Raw genomic sequence first — 16,170 nt, forward strand, 5'->3', positions numbered from 1 at the left:
GCGCGCTCAGGCGCGGCGGAACAGCCGCCCGATGAAGCCGGGCGCCGCCTCCTGGCGCGGGCTGAGCGAGTGGGCGATGTCGGTGAGCTTCCTGGCCAGCGCGCTGCCGCGCGACATCTCGGCCAGCGGCACGCCGCGGTTGATGGACGCATCCACGTCCTTGCCGCCGTCGGGCACGATCGTGAGCGTCGCGCCCACCAGCGAGCGCCGCATGTCCGACAGGCCGATCTCGCCTCCGCCCGCGCTGCGGTTCACCAGCAGCTCGACCTTGCCGGGCTGGTAGCCCAGCGACTTGAAGACGTGCATCAGCCGCGTCACGTTGCGGATGTGCGGCAGGCTGGGCTGCAGCACCGGGAAGATGCGGTCGGCCCGGTCCAGCACGCGGATCGAGAGCGTGTCGATGCGCGGGCCCAGGTCGAAGATCACGAAGTCGTACACGCCCAGCGCGATGTGCAGGATCGCGTCGATGTGCTCGGCCTTCACGTCCATCGCGCGCGAGATGTCCTCCGGCGCCGCGAGCACTGCGAAGGTCGGCGACACGCGCACCACGCTCGCGGCCAGCAACGAGGCGTCGAGCCGGCCGATGTCGCGGGCCACGTCCGCCATCGTCGAGGTCGGACGCAGGTCGCTCACGTACGACAGCGCATCGCCGAACTGCAGGTTCAGGTCCACCAGCAGCACCGAGCGCTCCTTCGAGAGCTGGTGCGCGATGTTGGTCGCCAGGAAGGTCGAGCCGCTGCCGCCCTTGCACGGCATGAAGGCCACCACCTGCCCCGGCGCGCGTGCCTGTGCACCGGCCATCTTGTGCGCGATGCGCTCCACGGCCGCCTCCAGCGCGGCCGTGTCGGCGGGCGACGGCAGCACCTCGCGCACGCCCGCGCGCATCGCGTGGATCAGGAATTCGGGCGTCTGCATCGCGCACAGCAGCACCACCGCGATCGACGGATGCTGCAGCGTGAGCTTCTCGACCAGGTTGAGCTCCTGCGGGTCGCAGCACATGCCGTCGACCAGCAGGAGATCGGGCGAGGCCTTGTCGACGACCCACTGCATCCGGCTCTTGCCGCCTTCGAACAGCGACACGGTGTGCGAGCGCGCCTCCAGCACCTTGCGCATGTCCTGCAGGTGGTTGGCGTTGGGGGAGATGATGGCGATCTTCATGGTCTTGTCCGTTGCGTTGATGGCTAGGAACAGATGGCCGCGCTGTTCGGGTCCTTGCGCATGACCTCGCGCGGTAGGTAGGTCGAGAAGCCCGGCATCGGGATCAGAGGCGCCGTGGCGCCCGAGATGGGCGAGATCCACTGGTAGTTGAGCCCGGTGATGCTCACGGTCACGCCCTGGCATGTCGCGGCCGTGCAGCCCGAGGGCGACCACGCCACCGATACCGTGCTGATCTGCGGCAGCAGCGCCTTCATGCGCGCGAGCACCAGCGCCTGCTGGGTGGTGTCGTCGCACACCACCGCGTACCGGGCCCCTGCCCGCGTCGCTTCCTGCGCTGCGTTCCAGGTGAAGAGCATGCGGGCGAAGTCCACGATGCCCAGCGTGAACATGAGGAAGACGATCAGGCCCAGCGCGAACTCGACAGTGGTCGCGCCGCCGAGCCGGCGGTTGTGGCTGCGTCTCATGATGCAGCCCTCATGCTGGCGGTGATGTTGCTGAAGGCGATGTTGCCGCTCGCGTTGGCGAAGACCACGCCGAACACCGAGGGGAACATCGAATGGAAGGTGTAGCCGGTCACCCGGATCGTCACCGTGGTGATGATCGGCGCGGCGCCTGCCGACTGCCAGGTGCAGCAGGTGCCCGCCGGCACGTTCGCCAGGCTCAGCCCGCGCGCCAGCGGCGAGCCGGTGCCTGCGGTGTTGCCGTAGACCACCAGGTTGCGCGCCTCGGTGATCTTCGTGCCCGGCGTCTGCACCGACAGGTAGCGCACCGCGTCGCGCGTCGACTTGACCACCGCGTTGTACTCGTACATCGCGCGGCCGAACTCGGTGGTGATGAAGGTCAGCAGCAGCAGCAGCGGGATGATCAGCGCGAGCTCGACCAGCGCAACGCCTTGCTGAGTGCGACGGGATGGCTGCTTCATGGCATGCGCCCCTTTCTTGCGTTCTCTTCGCTTCTCATCTCATCTCACCAGCACCGGCACCAGCGGCCCCGCCGTTCCGCCCGCCAGCCCGCTGGTCGTGCAGGGGCTGCCGGCGGCACCGGCGTTGCCGAGGAATTCCAGCTGCACGTCGGTCATCGGAATGCTCAACGGCTGCAGCATCAGCATGCAGAGGTAGTCGATCACGTGGTTGCCGCCGTCGATGACCGGCACCGTGACGATGCGCCGGTCCATGCCGTACTGCATGTGGCCTCCGGCGACGTTGCCCGGCGCGGCCAGCGACTGGAAGCTGTTGAGCGAGAGCCCGGTGATCGACTCGCAGCTGTTCGCGCCCTTCACCTTGGTGCCCGTGTCGGCGCACGAAGCGAAGGCAGCGCGCTTGGTCACGAAATTCTGGGCAGTCGGGCCCGCGCCGGCACCTGGGGCGCCGTTGTACGCGTTGAACTTCGAGGGCCAGTTGAGCGATGTGTAGGCGTAGCCGGTGTAGTCGGGCCGCGCCGTGCTCGGGTCGCTGGTGTTCTTGTAGATGCCGAAGCGCTGGTTCCACACGTCGGCCACCGAGGTCTGCACGCCTGGCGTTCCGATGGTGTCGCCCACCTTGGCGCCGCAGCGGCCATTGAGTTCGGCAGAGGTTTCGGAAGCGCTGTTGCTCCCGTCCAGGTTGGCCCAGCCGATCTGCCCGCCGGTGGCGGCGTTCTGCGCCATGATGAGCGTCACCCATTCGCCCACGGCGAAGCCGTAGTTGGGTGCCGTGCCGCCGGTCTTGGGCTTCGCGGCCACCGGGATGGGGCATGCGGACTGCGCGCTCGCACGGGTGGCGACCGCGCTTGCGATGACGCTGCGGGTGGCAGGGTTGCCGGCCGCGTTGCCCGTGAAGGCGCCCATGGCCTTCATGAGCCAGATGTTGATGCCGGGTTGCGTGTGCGCGCACTGGGCATAGCGAGCCAATGCCGGCGTGGTCGTCACTGCATAGGAGGCGTCGCGGAAGGTGATGTCGCTCGCAACGATCTGGCCCTTCCCGCTCCAGTTGCTCGATTGCATGTTCACGCCGTTCGCGTTGCCTGCGACCTGGCCCGCACTCGTCGCCCGGGTGATCGCCGTGCCCTGCCCGTCGAGCTCGCGCGCGGCGGACAGGGCGCAGCTGTCTACAGCTGTCTGCAGCTCGGTCTTGACCACGAACAGGTGCCCGAAGTCCAGGGCGATGCCCATGAACCCCATCAGGAACAGCAGGATCAGCGCGGCTGTGACGATCATCGCGCCGCGCTGGCGGCGAAGAGAACGGCGGACATGCATGATCGGCTCCTGTGCAACAGAGGTGGTCCGGCAGACGCGGGCTCAGGTGCAGCCCGTGCCATCGAGACAGTTGGCGACGCGGGTAATGAACGAGCTGAAGCTGTTGCCCGTCGTCAGAACCTGCAGCGCGACAACCAGCGCGATGGAGACGACAGCAATGATCAGCGCGTACTCGACTATCTGCGCGCCGCTCTCGTCTTTCAGAAATGACTTCAACATGGGACTACTCCTTTTCCATGCGGGAAAGAATGCGAACGCAGCAGCTGGCGTACAGCGAGCCGGGCCAGGCCCGGCTCGCTCGCCCTGCGGCTTACGAGCAGGTGGCCGTGGTGAGGCAGTTCGTCACGCGGGTGATGAACGACGTGAAGCCGCCGTTGTTCGCCGTGAGGCCCTTCAGCGCGACGACCAGGGCGATCGAGACGACCGCGATGATCAGCGCGTATTCGACGACCTGGGCGCCCTCTTCTTCGCGCAGGAAGTTCTGGGTCGATTGGCCGATGGCCTTGAAAAGGTTTTGCATGATTCGTTCCTTTCGATGTTTGAACGGTTGGGGATCAGGTTCGAGAAAACATGGATAGGGAAGAAAGTTCGTTTCGATTCGTGTCACTCTCCTTTCCGCGTGAGTCCCGAGGAAGCGGGCCTGGCCGATGCAACATGTGCGTGCATCACTTCGAGCTCCCTGCTCCTTGTCCGCCGATCTGGCCGCCGATGTTGATGACGTTCACCGCAGGCGGCGGCGTCTTGTACGACTCGTGGTACTGGTTCATCGCCTCGCGCGCGGCGCGGCCGTCCATGCCCACGGCGGGGTCGTTGCTCTTGCCGGCGTCGGGGTTGATGGTCATCTTCCGTTTCGCGTCGCGCACCGCGTCGCCGAAGCGGGCGTCGTAGTTGGGCGTGACGTGCGAGCAGCCGGCGCCCAGGAGGCACACGAGCGCAACGGTGGTCGTTCTGGCGATGGTGAACATGACGGTGCTCCTCACTTGGGTTCGCTGTCGGGGGCGGCCGGGGCCGGGGTGGAGCTTTCGAGTGCTCCGTTGAGATAGACCTCGGCGCGGCTGGGCACCACGTGGTTGTCCGTCGGCACCCGCGGCGCTTCGGCCAGCGGTTTCACCATGCGCGGCGTGATGACGAACATCAGCTCGGTCTGCTCGTTCTGGAACTCGGTGCTGCGGAACAGCGCGCCCATCACGGGCACCTCGCCCAGTCCGGGAAAGCGCTTGATCGACTCCGTCACGTTGGCCTTGATGAGCCCGGCGATGACGAAGCTCTGCCCGTCGTTGAGCTGCACGGTGGTGTCTGCGCGCCGCACCGTGAGCGAAGGCAGCACCGCCGTGACGCCGCCGACCGTGGTGAAGGGAGACCCGGTCTGCGACAGGTCCGACACCTCGGACACCATCTTCAGGTTGACCCGGTTGCCGTTGAGCACCGTGGGCGTGAACTTGACCCCGATGCCGAACTCCTTCTCCTCCAGCGTGATGTTGGTGCCGCTGCCGCCGGCCGCGTTCTGCGCCACCGGGATGAAGATCTTGCCGCCCGACAGGAAGCTCGCCTGCTGGCCGCTGATGGCCATGATGTTGGGCTCCGCAAGGATGCGCACCAGGCCATCGTCCTTCTGGCCGTCGATGGTCACCGTGCCGCGGCCGATGCGCAGCGCCTGCACCAGGCCGCCGCCGCCGCTCAGGAAGTTCGAGACCAGCGAGTAGCTGTTCAATCCGCCGCCGCTGGTGCGCGAGAGATTGATGCCGCCGCCCAGCCTGTCGAGCAGCGACTTGCTCACCTCGGCGATCTTCACCTCGAGCATCACCTGCTGCGGCGTCGCCACGCGCAGCAGGTTCACCACCTTCTTGCCGTCCGCGCCGTAGGCGGAGGCCAGGCTCATCACGTCGTCGAGCTTGAGCGCGTCGCTGATCTCGCCGGTGAGCACGATCGACTTCTCCGCGCTGCGCACCTGGATGCGCCGCTCCTCGGGCATCAGCTCGGCCAGCTTGGCCTGCAGCGCCATCGGGTCGATGGTGACGACCACGTCCTTGATGTAGCAGGTGCCGTCGGCGCTTTGCAGCACCACGTTCATCGAGCCCGCCTGGCGGCCGCGAAAGAACAGGTCCGTCGGACTCAGCAGCGTGACGTCGACGTCGGCGATGCCGTCGCCGCCGTTCGCATTGGCCGGCGGCGCCGCGACGGGCTGCATGCCCGCGGGCACGGCCGCCATCGCCGCGGCCGGCACCGGTGCGCGGCTCGGCGGCTGCCCGCTGACCACGATGCGCACCACGCGCGTCTTCAGTGGAATGACGACCGACTTGCCCAGCACGGCCTGCGTGGGCTGGTCGTCGGGAATGATCGCGGTGCAGCGGCGGGTGCCGTTGGCGGTGCTGCCGGCGACCGCCGGCGGCACCGCGACGATGGCGGTCGCCGGCACGGCGGCCACGGTGGAAGCGGTTGCGGCGGCGGCCTCTGCAGCCGTGGCGGGAGCCGACACGGTCGCGAGGGTCGCCAGGACGCTGGCGAGTGTTGTGGAGATATGGCGCACTTGGTGTTCCTCCTGTCGGTTCGTGTCGGTCGTTTCGGAGTTGGTCGGGTGCGAGGCGATCAGAAGCAGGTCAGCGAGCGGGCTGCGTTCTGGATCACTTCGACGCAATCTGAAGCGGGTGCCGCGGGCCCTGCACGCTGGACTCGCGGACGGGCCGGAGCCGGCGCGGGTGCGGTGGCGGCGACCTGCACGATTTCCTTCGCGCCGAAGAGCTGGCCCTTGGTGATGCCGTCGGTGGCCACCGTGGTCTTGTCCATCTGGTTGCGAAGCACCAGGGACAGCGTGCCCACGCTGCGCGCCAGGTCGAGCTTCTCGGAGTCCTCGAGCGAGAGCTCCAGCGTGACGGCGCTCACCACCTTCGGCTTGGTGTCGTCGCGGTTGGCCTCCTGCGCCACTGCGAGCACCAGCACCTTCTCGAGCACGGTCTTGCTGATCTGCAGGGCCTCTTCGCCGCGGCCTTTCTCCTGCTGGGCGTTGACCATCACGTCGACGTAGTTGCCCGGCAGCGCGAAGCCCGCCACGCCCACCACATCGTTGACGCGCACCGTCATGGCCCGCTTGCCGGTGGCGATCACCGCCGAGAGCCCGCCCTGGGTACCCACCGGCGCCAGCTTGCCCTCGACAATCGCCTCGCCGCGCAGCACGCCGACCTTCACCACGCGCTCGTCGAGCGCCTTGATGTCGCTGAACGCGCCGTTGGGCACCGAGCCGCGGGGCCAGTCGACCGTGGTGAGCATCTGCGGGTTGACGCGGCTGCCCAGTTCGATGTCGACAGCCGCAACGACGACCTTGTTCGACGCGATGCCGCCCTGCTTCGAGATCCATCCCGCCGCATAGACGGCGGCCGCCAGCCCGGTCAGCAGGGCCAGAAGGATCAGCCCGATCGCCTTGATGTTCTTCATGTGAACCTCCGTCGCAGATGAATGAAGAGAGGGTGGAAAGAGAAGAAGGAACGGCTAGACGTAGCCCAGCTGGTGCGCGAGCACCTCGATGGCCGTGCCCGCCGCGATGCAGATGCCGTAGGGCAGCTTGCCGATGGACAGGCTCGCGTCGATGCGTCCCGAAGGTCGGATGCCGGCGATGCCCGAGAACATCACGCCCTGGGCGGCGTCCTTGACGTTGGCCAGCATGTGGCCCACGCGGCGCCGGTGGATCGCGAAGGCCATGGCCGCCACGCCGCCGGCAATGAAGGTGAAGAGCACCGCCATCAGCGTCTGCTCCGGCCCGATGAAGGCCCCGGCCATGGCCATCAGCTTCACGTCGCCGGCGCCCATGATCCCGATCACGTAGAACGGCACCATCGCCGCGAAGCCGATGCCCAGCCCGCCGAAGGCGCTGGCGGCTCCCACGGCCGGCGTGCGTGCGGCCAGCGTGCCGTACACCAGCGCGAAGAGCGCGCCGCCGAAGGTCAGCCAGTTGGGAATGCGGTAGGAGCGCCAGTCGCTGACCGCGGCCACGGCCAGGAGCGCGAACAGCGCGAGCATGCGAAGGTCGGAGACCAGCATCGCCAGCAGTTCGAGGACGGCGTCGAATTCATGCATGTCGGTCTCCCCGTTTTCAGGCGCCGCGCCGGATGGCCAGCAGAAGCAGCAGGAGCACGACCATCACCAACGACCCGATGAGCGCGAACTCCATGAACGACATGCCGGCGTCTTCGCGCAGCAGGTTCATGAAGGTCGTCGGCAGCAGTGCGAGCAGTTCCATTCGTGTTCCCCGGTTGTGCGGTTCCGACTGCCTGCCGCCCCGCTTGGGCTTGGGCGTCGGACCATGGGGATGACTGTAGGAATCGGCCTGCATCCGCACATGAGCGCTGCGCCCTTTTGTGGGGGAGACAAATCCCCCGTGCGCGCAACCGCGCAGGCAGGACAAAGCGCCCGGGCTCGGCGTGACAACGGACAGATGGCCGAACGGCCAGGTCGACGAGCCCGCGGAGGCTCTTTCGCGGGTTGGGCCGGCCCCGGAACTGACGTGCAGCGCCGGCGTATTTCAGACGGCCGACCCCGGAGATACCCGCAGAGCGCCCGCAGATTCGATTACCTCGGTTGCATCTGGTTGCCATGGTTCTTCATTGCCAAGCCACGGCCTTCGTCGCGATGGCGGCCATCGTGTGGCGAGCGCGTTTTTCCGCAGCGCCGCAAACGCCTTCGACCACATCTTTCGCAATAGCCTCGCAGTACCCAGCACAAGGCATTTTTCGTTGCTTCCCCGACGCAGAAACTGCACCCCGGTCGTCACGCAAGCCACTCCACACAGCGTCACGGACCGCAGCTGATGGCCGGGTGGTCCGGCAATCGGGGTTTGTTCCACATCACTCGAGGAAGCATCATGAAGAAGACTCTCATCGCCATTGCAGTCGTCCTGGTCGGCAGCGTCGCCTCGGCAACTGTCGGCAGCACCGCGGTCGCCGCGACATCCACCTCCACCGGCTCTTCCAGCGCCGCCGGATCGACGGCCGCCAGCTCCGGCACGGGCAGCGCACTGAGCTACAACTCGGCCACGTCGAGTTCGGCCGCCAATGCCAACGCCTCGGGCGGCGCATTCGCGGTGCCAGGCTTCGCGATCGGCGGTGCTTCCGCAGGCGGCTCGGCCACGACCACGGGCAAGGTGACCAGCATGGCCGTGACGACGGGCAACGGCCTGGCCATCGGCGGCGCCAACGCTTCGGCCAATGCGACCTCTGCAGGCAGCGCCAACTACTCCGCAGGCGGCGCCACGCACGTGAGCGGCAGCGCAGGCGGCGCAGCTTCCTCCACGACCAACAACACGGCCGCAACGGCAGCCGGCCCCGGCGGCGGCATCGCCCTGGTGACCCGCACCTCGACCACCACCTCGGGCTACAACGCTTCCTCCGGTGCGATCAACGGGCCCATCAACGGCACGACCACCTCGGCGACGGCAGGCTCCATGGGCGGCTCCTTCGGCGTGACCAACATCTCCTTCGGCAATGCCGGCGGCTTCACCAACGGTGGCGGCACCGGTGGCACGGCCGGCGCAAGCGCGACCGCCTCGGCTCCCTGAGCCCGGCGCACACGGTTGCTGTCATCGGCAATGGGGAGGGGCGGCGCCCCTCCCCTCAAGGTTCTCAAAGGAGTCGAAAAATGAAGAAGCTGATCTTTCTTGCGCTGCTGGGCGTTTCCGCAGTGGCCCTCGCTCAACAGACCAACACCAACACCGGCGCGAACAACGGGTCGACCAGTTCGGCCATGACGTCGGCACAGGGCAACAGCCAGTCGGTGACGTTTTCGAGTCCGGCGACCGTGAACACGACGATGACCAGCAACCAGAACGTCAACAACACCGGTGCGACGACCAACACCGTCGACTACCGCGGCAGCTACACGATCAAGAACGTGCCGTCGGTCAACGGACCCAACCTGACGACGAGCAACGACACCTGCATGGGCAGCACCAGCGCCAGCGCCAACGGTGCGGGCGTGGGCCTGAGCTTCGGCACCACCTGGACCGACGAGCACTGCAAGCGCCTGAAGATGAGCCGCGAGCTGTGGAACAAGGGCATGAAGGCCGCCTCGCTCGCGATGGACTGCATGGACCCGGCCGCGATGGCCGCGCTGGAGATGACCGGCACCAAGTGCCCGCAGTCGATGACGGCCGAGGAGCGCGTAACGGCCTACGGTCCGCAGGCCTCTGCCAGCGGTGCGCCCGCCTCGCCGGTGCGCCCGGTGGCTGCGGCAGCACCTGCACCCACCCCTGTCCCTGCCCCAGCGGCTCCGCAGCCTGTGGCCGTCGTGGCTCCGCCGGCGCCTGCCCCGGTTCCGCAGCAGCAGCAACAACAGCAGCAGGCCGCTGCCGCCTCCGAAGATGCGGGCGTGGTCACCATGCCAGTCATCAGCGCCACGGTGACGCCGATCGACCCGGCCGAAGCGGCCTCCATCCGCGCCGCGTCGCGCATGCTCGACCAGCGCTCCGACGACGTCGCGGCCGCACCGCGCGCGGCGCAGGCCGCGCAATGACCGCCCCGGAGCGCCACATGACCCGGTCCGTACTCATCCTCTGGCTGGCCGCGTGCTGCGCGGCCACCACGGCGGTGGCCGCGGCGGTCCAGCAGCAGCCGCTGCGCGTCGAGCGCGTGAACATGGGCAGCGGCCTGCAGAACGCGCGCGGCACCGAAAACGCGCTGCCCGTCGGTTCCCTCGGCGTGTGGCACGTGCCGCAGTACCTGCCTGGCTATCCCACGGCCGCGACCATCTGGCCGCGCGTGATCTTCCTCCAGTGCACGGGGGACCTGTGCGCGGGCTACACGATCACGCCCGAGGTGGGGCGCGGCGAGTACCTTTTCTTCGTGCCGGCCGACAAGTAGCAGCGAGCACGTCGCCGGACACGTTCAGGGCGTGCCGCTCTTTCCCAGGCCATGGCGCAGCGATTGCGCCGTGGCCTCGGCCGTGTCGATCCGCCGCTGCAGCTCCTCGTTGACCACGCCGACCAGCGCCGCGAGCTCGGCCCTGCTGGGATAGAGCTCCTGAGCGTCATTCACCTCCTGCTGGACGATGAGCTTTTCGAGGCACGCGTAGGCGCGCTGCATCGATTGGAGATTGCCGATGTCGTCGCACAGCTGCAACGCGAGCTGCTCGGCGTCGTGCGAGACGGAGGATTCGGAAGGGGAAGAGACGCGCGCTGATGCGCGAGCGGATGCAGCCATGAGAGGCCTCCAAGGGTTTCGGTTTGCTAAAAACCGACGCGCCCGAGTCCAAGCGGGGCGGCGGCTCGACGGGTTGGACTACCGGGAAACCACTTGAGTGAAACCGGCCGGGCTCGCGCCCGCCCATCGAGCCGCCAAAACTGGAAGCACGAACGACGAAGCCGCAGCCCCTGCGGGGTGACTGCGGCTTGCGTCGCAGTAGTTTCAACGGGAGTCCAAGCCCGATCGCGCCCTTGTTCGACGCGACTGGCGCAGTATAGCCACGCGGACTGCGCCCCCTGATAGCTCAAGGGAGCTTTGCTCCACCGCGTCCGAGTCAAACGGGGCGGCGGCTCGACGAGTTGGCCTACCGGGAAACCACTTGCGTGAAACCGGCCGGGCTTGCGCCCGCCCATCGAGCCGCCAAAAACTTGAACCCCTTCAGGGAATGCTCCGCGCCACCACGCCCAGGTCGCGCCACGCCTCGGGGTGGCAGCTGAACACCAGGATCTGGTGCCGCTGCGCCGCGTCGTACAGCACCCGCTTCATCTGCCGCAGGCGCTCCTCGTCGGTGTGGACCAGCGCGTCGTCGAGGATGAGCAGCGTCGGCTTGTTCGCCTCGCGCAGCAGGTCGGCATAGGCCAGCCGGGCGACCACGCCCATCTGCTCGCGCGCGCCCACGCTGAGCTCCTCGAACTCGCCGCTCTGGGCGCCGCGCAGGCCCTGGCGCGTGATGCGGCCGGGCGAGAGATCGTCGCCGACCTCGATCTGCGCGCCGGGAAAAAGGATCTGCAGGTAGTGGTCGAGGTGCTTCTGCAGCGGCGCGCGCAGGCGCCGCGCCAGTGCCGAGCGCTTCTCGCGCAGCAGCTTGAGCAGGTGGTCGAGCGCCCTCGCCCGCCGTTCGAGCTCGGCGCATCGGCGCGTGGCGTGTTCCAGCTCGCGCTGCTTCTCCGAAGCGGCCTCTTCCTGGCCCAGCGCGCCCTTGGTCTCCAGTTCGACTTCGAGACGCGTGATCTCGTTGGCACGCTGGCTGTGCGCGGCCTCGGCCTGCCTTGCGCTGCGTTCCAGTCGCTCGACGTCCTGCGTAAGCACGGGCAGGTTGACGGTCTGCAGGCGCTGCGCGAGTTCCGAGAGGCGGTCCTGCATGGCCGACTGCTGCGCCAGCGCGTCGGTCAGCGCGCCGCCTGCCTCGGCCTTTCTGCCGGCACGTGCGGGGTCGTTCAATGTCGCCTGGACGGCGGCGAGCTCGTCTTCGGCCGCCTTCACCTGTTCGCGTGCGTTGCCGGCCGCGACCTTCGCATCGTTGAGCGCGGCCGACGCATCGGCCAGCGCTGCGCGTGCAGCGGCTTCCGCAGACTCGGCCGAAGGCACGGCGATGTCTGCTTCCGATGCGGACGGCATGCCCTGCAGCACCTGCCGGGCTTCGGCCAGGCGCGCTTCGCGCGTCGCGACGTCGGCGGCAAGGGCGCCGAGCCCTTTGGGGGCCAGCGCCGCCAGCACGGCTTCGGCGGCGCCGGCTTCGCTCTTGCGAAGTGCGTGCAGGCGCGTGCGCTCCTCGACAGCGGCCACGCTCTCCGCACGCAGGCCCCGCAGCAGCGCGGCAAGCTCGTCGCGCGCACGGTCGCGCTCGATGGCGAGGCTTTCGAGGTCGGCACCGCCCGGCAGCACGCTGATGCGGCCCACGCCTTCGATCTCGATGTCGGTTCGGGCGATGACGGTCCGGCGCTGCGAGCCCGCCAGTTCAACGCCCGCCACGCGGACGCCGGCGCCGGGCTGCAGCTCGAACTCCAGGGCCGTGGCCACGGCGTCGAGCCTCGCCTGCGCGTTGCGAAGCGTGTCGGCGCACTGGCGCAGCCGCTTGAGTTCACTGTCAGGCACCGCGAGCGACTGCGCCTCGGCCTGCAGGCGGGTCACCTTTTGCTGCTCGGCCTTCGCCTTCTCGTGGCTCTGGGAGAGCGCGGAAAGTTGTTCGGCCAGGCTCTGGACGGCGTTCTCCTGCGCGATGCGCGACGCGGCCTGGCGCGCCACTCGAAGGTTCTCGCGCGCTTCGGCATCGGCCTTCGTGGCGGCCGCATGGCGTGGCTCCCAGGCCTGCAGTTCGCCGAGCGCCTTGGCCAGGGCTTGCTGTGTTTTCTGCAGGTTCGCCTCGCGCTGGGCGAGCGAGCCTTCCTCGCGCTCCATCGACTGCAGCTGGGTGCGCCATGAATTCACCTGCGCGGCGATCTGCCTGAGCGCGGCCTCCTGCGCGGTCTTCTTCTCGTCCAGGCCCCGGGCTTCGTCGAGCCGCTGCTGGGCGACGGCAAGCTGTTCGCGCAACGCCGCCCAGGGTCGGGCGGCTTCGTCGCGCTGGTGATCTCGCCGCAGGTTCGTCAGGCGGTCGACACCCGACTGGTACGACTCGATGTCGGCGTGCAGCCGCTGCAGATCGGCTTCGAGCTCGGCACGCAGCTTGATCGCATCGGCGTAGGCGCCGCGCGGCGTTCCGGCAGCGGGCGTCAGCAGCTCGTTGCGCTCGGCTTCCACCGCCTTGAGCACTGCGTCGCCATTGCTGGAAGCCAGCTCGCCCAGCGATTCGCCGAGCGCGTTGCGCAGATGGTCGCTCGCAAAGCCGACCGCACTGGCGATGTCGTGCGAAGTACCCTGCCTGATCCACAGCAGCCCCGGAATGCCCATGTGCTCGGGCGTGCTGGCGCCCTTGCCCGGAAAGCGGAAACCCAGCAGCGCCGCGAGGTGGTCTTCGGCCACGGCGCCGTCCATGGCGCGGCCGTCGATCACCAGCTCGCAGCGCTTCTTGCCGAGGAAGGCCTTGGTGAGCTGGTAGCGCTTGCCGTCGAGTTCGAAATCGACCTCGACCATCGGCGTGGCCGAGCTCTCGCCCCAGGGCCGCAGGTGCTCGACCGCGCTGGAGCGATGCCGCTCGAAGAACGCGGCACGGATGGCCTCGGCGACGGTCGACTTGCCCGACTCGTTGGGTGCGGCGAAGAGATTGAGCCCGTCAGTCAGGCCGTCGATTTCGAGCGGCGCGCGGAAGAGCTTGAAGTTCTCGATGCGAAGACGCTGCAGCTTCATGCGGCGGCTCCCGCCTGCGTACCGAGGATGCGCGCGAGCGTGAGCAGCGCGTCGCGCGCCAGCTCGGCATCGGCGCCGCCCTGCCGCTCGCGCAATGCCTGCAGCGCCTCGCCGACGAAGCCGTCGGCGTGCAGCGCCTGGATGTCGTCCTCGGTCGGCTCCAGCCGCAGCGCCTCGCCGTCCCACACCAGGGCGCGGGCACGGGCGCGGGCGGCATCGAGGGCGGCGTTCAGCCGGTTGTGGCCCGCAAGGTCGCAGGTGCCTTGCGCGCGCAGCTGCAGCACGTCGCCGGCGCCGATCTGCTCGAGCCTGCGCACCAGCTCGTCGATGTCCGAAGACACGGCGAGGCGCGGCTCCCACTGCTGCCAGTCGAACTGGCCGGTGCGCACGGGCTCGACCGCCGGCAGCGCGCCGCGGCCATCGATGCGCACCAGCAGCGCCTGGCCGGAGTCGTTGGCGCGGAAGCGGTCGGTCTCGGGCGTGCCGGCGTACCAGGTGCGCTCGTCGATCTGCCGCGTGCCGTGCCAGTCGCCGAGCGCGAGGTAGTCGAGCCCGGCCTGCGCGGCACGGCCGGCGGCGATGGGGTTGGTGGAGTCGATGTCTTCCGAGAGGATGCCCTGCACGCTGCCGTGCGCGAGGCCGATGCGGGGCAGGCTCCCATCCTCCGGCTCTGCAGTGGAGAACCACTCGGTGAGGTCGCCATAGGTGTGGCGCTGCGTGAGCGGCGCGGGCAGCAGCGTGAACTTGCCCGCCACGGTGTGCGGCCTGGGCTCCAGGCAGCACACGACGTTCGGCGCGATGGCGCCCAGCCGCTGCGCCCGGCTCCAGACCGATTCGCTCAGCGCCGAATCGTGGTTGCCCGGGATAAGCAGCCACGGCCCGGTGAAGCCCTGCATGGCGTTGAACATGCGGCGAATGGTCTTGTCCGACACGGTCTGCAGGTCGAACACGTCGCCCGCGACAAGCACCGCGTCGACCCGGCGCTCGGTGGCGATGGCGGCCAGCCGGTCGACCGCCTTGAAGCGCGCCTCGAACAGGGCCGAGGCATCGTCGGGCTCGAATTGCGAGAACACCCGGCCGATCTGCCAGTCCGCGGTGTGGAGCAAAGAAATCATGCGTCGTGGCCCTCCTCTTCGCCTACCGCGTCTGCATCGCTCTGGTCATTTCTGAACAGCGAGCATCTTAGAGGCAGAGGGCACGCGCTCCTGCTGCGTGGCGACCCCTTCGCGGGGCGCGGCGGATCAGGCCTTGGCGTCTGCAGGGTCCGCGCACTCCTGCAGGAGCGCAGCCGACTGGGTGACCTGCTCGGCGAGCTGCTCGCGCAGCGGGCGCCACTCCAGGCTGAACGGGGCAAGCAGGAACCACTGCGTGGTCACGGCCAGCACGATGCCGAGAATGATGAACACCCAGTACACGAGTTCCATTGCCGCCCCTTTTGAAAAAATCGATCAGCGCGGGAGTCTGCGTGCTTCGCGGGCGGCGCGATATCGCCAATTCGGGGGATGCCGTTCGCCAGAGGCGGTGCAAGGCCGCCGCCGCGCGAACTCGCTCACCTTGCCGGGAGGTACTGGCGCGGATCGACGGCGTTGCCGCGATAGCGGATCTCGAAGTGCAGGCGCGGGCGGCCGCCGTCGGAGCTACCGATCTCGGCGAGCTTCTGGCCCTGCTTCACCTGCTGCCCCTGCTTGACCTGAACCGCGCGCAGGTTGGTGTAGACCGACATATATGAACCGCCGTGGTCGACCATCACCACGCTGCCGTAGCCGCGCAGCGTTTCGGTCACCGCCACCTTGCCGGCACCGATGGATGCGACGGGGTCGCCCAGGTTGCCGCCGATGTCGATGCCCTTGCTGCTGGTGCCGTTGAAGCCGGTGATGACGGCGCCCTGCGAGGGCCAGCTCCAGTCGCTGCGTCGCGACGCGGGGGGCGACACCGGCTTGGGCGCCGAGGCCCGGGGCGGCCTGGCGCGCTCCGCGCGTTCGGAGCGCTCGGGGCGATCGGGCCGTTCACGGCTCGGAGAGGGCTCCGCGGAGGCCGCGCCGCCCGGCGGAACCACGCGCAGCACCTGCCCCGCTTCGAGCTTGTCGGGGTCCTGAAGGTTGTTCCAGCGCGCGATGTCTGCCGGCGAGCGTCCCGACCGGGACGCGATGCGATAGAGCGTATCGCCCGGCTGGACGACATATTCGCCCGGCCCCGCCACCGGCGCCTTGGGAGACGTGGAGCACGCCGCCACCATCAATGCCGCGGCAAGCACCACGCCCGCGCGCCAGTTCCTTCCTGTCACAACCACTATCGGATTCCTCCTGCACAACCTGGATCTCGCGCTCCCGGACCTGCGGGACCGCGCTCGAAGAATGCGCGAAGGCTAACAGCAGTCGCCGGGCGCTCCGGCGGCGACAGGGCTTTTCCGCCTCAAGACGGCACCCGACCCGGTGATGGCGGCAATGCGGATCAATTGCCTGGAAAAAGCCCCGGGAAAGTTATTCGGAGCAGCCCGCCTGGATATGTGAATCACATCGGGTAATAGGATGTCGCGGAGATTTTTGC

At 68.4% G+C, this 16,170-nt stretch carries 19 protein-coding genes; 3 read left to right on the forward strand and 16 right to left on the reverse strand.

Annotated features, from left to right (window positions below):
• Positions 1-6: 6 nt before the first annotated feature.
• From ACTJLF_RS01035 to ACTJLF_RS01085, 11 genes are all read right to left on the reverse strand, one after another.
• Positions 7-1,158: an AAA family ATPase gene (locus ACTJLF_RS01035; protein WP_184603353.1), complete on the reverse strand. Its 1,152-nt coding sequence runs from the start codon at positions 1,156-1,158 to the stop codon at positions 7-9.
• A gap of 23 nt (positions 1,159-1,181) precedes the next feature.
• On the reverse strand, positions 1,182-1,622 hold the full coding sequence (locus tag ACTJLF_RS01040; protein ID WP_132751003.1) for a TadE/TadG family type IV pilus assembly protein: 441 nt from the start codon (positions 1,620-1,622) through the stop codon (positions 1,182-1,184).
• Positions 1,619-2,080 (reverse strand): TadE/TadG family type IV pilus assembly protein, encoded by a 462-nt coding sequence (locus tag ACTJLF_RS01045; protein ID WP_440882321.1) that lies wholly within the window; start codon positions 2,078-2,080, stop codon positions 1,619-1,621. The genes ACTJLF_RS01040 and ACTJLF_RS01045 overlap by 4 nt, the downstream gene beginning before the upstream one ends.
• A gap of 39 nt (positions 2,081-2,119) precedes the next feature.
• Positions 2,120-3,391 carry a pilus assembly protein TadG-related protein gene (locus ACTJLF_RS01050; protein WP_440882322.1) on the reverse strand — a complete coding sequence of 424 codons (1,272 nt, stop codon included), beginning with the start codon at positions 3,389-3,391 and terminating at the stop codon, positions 2,120-2,122.
• A gap of 42 nt (positions 3,392-3,433) precedes the next feature.
• Positions 3,434-3,610 (reverse strand): Flp family type IVb pilin, encoded by a 177-nt coding sequence (locus tag ACTJLF_RS01055; RefSeq protein WP_019652673.1) that lies wholly within the window; start codon positions 3,608-3,610, stop codon positions 3,434-3,436.
• Positions 3,611-3,701: 91 nt separating this feature from the next.
• A complete protein-coding gene (locus ACTJLF_RS01060) occupies positions 3,702-3,911 on the reverse strand; it encodes a Flp family type IVb pilin (protein ID WP_019652674.1) in 210 nt (69 codons plus the stop codon).
• A gap of 145 nt (positions 3,912-4,056) precedes the next feature.
• Positions 4,057-4,356, reverse strand: a complete 300-nt coding sequence (locus ACTJLF_RS01065) for a hypothetical protein (protein WP_019652675.1) — start codon at positions 4,354-4,356, stop codon at positions 4,057-4,059.
• Positions 4,357-4,367: 11 nt separating this feature from the next.
• Positions 4,368-5,918, reverse strand: a complete 1,551-nt coding sequence (locus ACTJLF_RS01070; RefSeq protein WP_126181806.1) for a type II and III secretion system protein family protein — start codon at positions 5,916-5,918, stop codon at positions 4,368-4,370.
• Between the two features lie 59 nt (positions 5,919-5,977).
• Entirely contained in the window at positions 5,978-6,820 is an 843-nt protein-coding gene (gene cpaB / locus ACTJLF_RS01075; RefSeq protein ID WP_126181805.1) for a Flp pilus assembly protein CpaB, read from the reverse strand.
• A gap of 54 nt (positions 6,821-6,874) precedes the next feature.
• Positions 6,875-7,459 (reverse strand): A24 family peptidase, encoded by a 585-nt coding sequence (locus ACTJLF_RS01080; protein ID WP_132798751.1) that lies wholly within the window; start codon positions 7,457-7,459, stop codon positions 6,875-6,877.
• A 16-nt stretch (positions 7,460-7,475) separates the two neighbouring features.
• Positions 7,476-7,622: a hypothetical protein gene (locus tag ACTJLF_RS01085; RefSeq protein WP_019652679.1), complete on the reverse strand. Its 147-nt coding sequence runs from the start codon at positions 7,620-7,622 to the stop codon at positions 7,476-7,478.
• Between the two features lie 621 nt (positions 7,623-8,243).
• Here ACTJLF_RS01085 and ACTJLF_RS01090 point away from each other — a divergent pair.
• The 3 genes from ACTJLF_RS01090 (at position 8,244) to ACTJLF_RS01100 (ending at position 10,236) form a co-directional block, all read left to right on the forward strand.
• Positions 8,244-8,936: a hypothetical protein gene (locus tag ACTJLF_RS01090; RefSeq protein ID WP_126181803.1), complete on the forward strand. Its 693-nt coding sequence runs from the start codon at positions 8,244-8,246 to the stop codon at positions 8,934-8,936.
• Between the two features lie 80 nt (positions 8,937-9,016).
• A complete protein-coding gene (locus ACTJLF_RS01095; protein ID WP_440882323.1) occupies positions 9,017-9,889 on the forward strand; it encodes a hypothetical protein in 873 nt (290 codons plus the stop codon).
• A 17-nt stretch (positions 9,890-9,906) separates the two neighbouring features.
• The gene (locus tag ACTJLF_RS01100; protein ID WP_132750999.1) at positions 9,907-10,236 is read left to right on the forward strand and encodes a hypothetical protein; all 330 of its coding nucleotides are present in this window, start codon (positions 9,907-9,909) and stop codon (positions 10,234-10,236) included.
• Positions 10,237-10,260: 24 nt separating this feature from the next.
• On the opposite strand, the gene ACTJLF_RS01105 is transcribed toward ACTJLF_RS01100, so the two are convergent.
• The 5 genes from ACTJLF_RS01105 to ACTJLF_RS01125 all read right to left on the reverse strand — a co-directional run bounded on the left by ACTJLF_RS01105 (position 10,261) and on the right by ACTJLF_RS01125 (position 15,913).
• A complete protein-coding gene (locus ACTJLF_RS01105; RefSeq protein ID WP_354323207.1) occupies positions 10,261-10,575 on the reverse strand; it encodes a hypothetical protein in 315 nt (104 codons plus the stop codon).
• A gap of 420 nt (positions 10,576-10,995) precedes the next feature.
• On the reverse strand, positions 10,996-13,623 hold the full coding sequence (locus ACTJLF_RS01110; protein ID WP_440882324.1) for an AAA family ATPase: 2,628 nt from the start codon (positions 13,621-13,623) through the stop codon (positions 10,996-10,998).
• Positions 13,620-14,738, reverse strand: a complete 1,119-nt coding sequence (locus ACTJLF_RS01115; protein WP_440882325.1) for a metallophosphoesterase family protein — start codon at positions 14,736-14,738, stop codon at positions 13,620-13,622. The genes ACTJLF_RS01110 and ACTJLF_RS01115 overlap by 4 nt, the downstream gene beginning before the upstream one ends.
• Before the next feature lie 126 nt (positions 14,739-14,864).
• Complete coding sequence (locus ACTJLF_RS01120) at positions 14,865-15,047, reverse strand: hypothetical protein (RefSeq protein ID WP_019652686.1); 183 nt, start codon at positions 15,045-15,047, stop codon at positions 14,865-14,867.
• 125 nt (positions 15,048-15,172) lie between these two features.
• On the reverse strand, positions 15,173-15,913 hold the full coding sequence (locus ACTJLF_RS01125; RefSeq protein WP_440882326.1) for a peptidoglycan DD-metalloendopeptidase family protein: 741 nt from the start codon (positions 15,911-15,913) through the stop codon (positions 15,173-15,175).
• Positions 15,914-16,170 lie beyond the last annotated feature (257 nt).

Origin of the sequence: Variovorax sp. 22077 (assembly GCF_052044195.1) — a bacterium.
GTDB classification, from domain to species: domain Bacteria; phylum Pseudomonadota; class Gammaproteobacteria; order Burkholderiales; family Burkholderiaceae_C; genus Variovorax; species Variovorax atrisoli.

Bases quoted from the DNA above. Each gene is read 5' to 3' on its own strand.
- ACTJLF_RS01035 (WP_184603353.1), bottom strand. From the start codon at position 1,158: ATGAAGATCGCCATCATCTCCCCCAACGCCAACCACCTGCAGGACATG.
- ACTJLF_RS01040 (WP_132751003.1), bottom strand. From the start codon at position 1,622: ATGAGACGCAGCCACAACCGCCGGCTCGGCGGCGCGACCACTGTCGAG.
- ACTJLF_RS01045 (WP_440882321.1), bottom strand. From the start codon at position 2,080: ATGAAGCAGCCATCCCGTCGCACTCAGCAAGGCGTTGCGCTGGTCGAG.
- ACTJLF_RS01050 (WP_440882322.1), bottom strand. From the start codon at position 3,391: ATGCATGTCCGCCGTTCTCTTCGCCGCCAGCGCGGCGCGATGATCGTC.
- ACTJLF_RS01055 (WP_019652673.1), bottom strand. From the start codon at position 3,610: ATGTTGAAGTCATTTCTGAAAGACGAGAGCGGCGCGCAGATAGTCGAG.
- ACTJLF_RS01060 (WP_019652674.1), bottom strand. From the start codon at position 3,911: ATGCAAAACCTTTTCAAGGCCATCGGCCAATCGACCCAGAACTTCCTG.
- ACTJLF_RS01065 (WP_019652675.1), bottom strand. From the start codon at position 4,356: ATGTTCACCATCGCCAGAACGACCACCGTTGCGCTCGTGTGCCTCCTG.
- cpaB (WP_126181805.1), bottom strand. From the start codon at position 6,820: ATGAAGAACATCAAGGCGATCGGGCTGATCCTTCTGGCCCTGCTGACC.
- ACTJLF_RS01080 (WP_132798751.1), bottom strand. From the start codon at position 7,459: ATGCATGAATTCGACGCCGTCCTCGAACTGCTGGCGATGCTGGTCTCC.
- ACTJLF_RS01085 (WP_019652679.1), bottom strand. From the start codon at position 7,622: ATGGAACTGCTCGCACTGCTGCCGACGACCTTCATGAACCTGCTGCGC.
- ACTJLF_RS01090 (WP_126181803.1), top strand. From the start codon at position 8,244: ATGAAGAAGACTCTCATCGCCATTGCAGTCGTCCTGGTCGGCAGCGTC.
- ACTJLF_RS01095 (WP_440882323.1), top strand. From the start codon at position 9,017: ATGAAGAAGCTGATCTTTCTTGCGCTGCTGGGCGTTTCCGCAGTGGCC.
- ACTJLF_RS01100 (WP_132750999.1), top strand. From the start codon at position 9,907: ATGACCCGGTCCGTACTCATCCTCTGGCTGGCCGCGTGCTGCGCGGCC.
- ACTJLF_RS01105 (WP_354323207.1), bottom strand. From the start codon at position 10,575: ATGGCTGCATCCGCTCGCGCATCAGCGCGCGTCTCTTCCCCTTCCGAA.
- ACTJLF_RS01110 (WP_440882324.1), bottom strand. From the start codon at position 13,623: ATGAAGCTGCAGCGTCTTCGCATCGAGAACTTCAAGCTCTTCCGCGCG.
- ACTJLF_RS01115 (WP_440882325.1), bottom strand. From the start codon at position 14,738: ATGATTTCTTTGCTCCACACCGCGGACTGGCAGATCGGCCGGGTGTTC.
- ACTJLF_RS01120 (WP_019652686.1), bottom strand. From the start codon at position 15,047: ATGGAACTCGTGTACTGGGTGTTCATCATTCTCGGCATCGTGCTGGCC.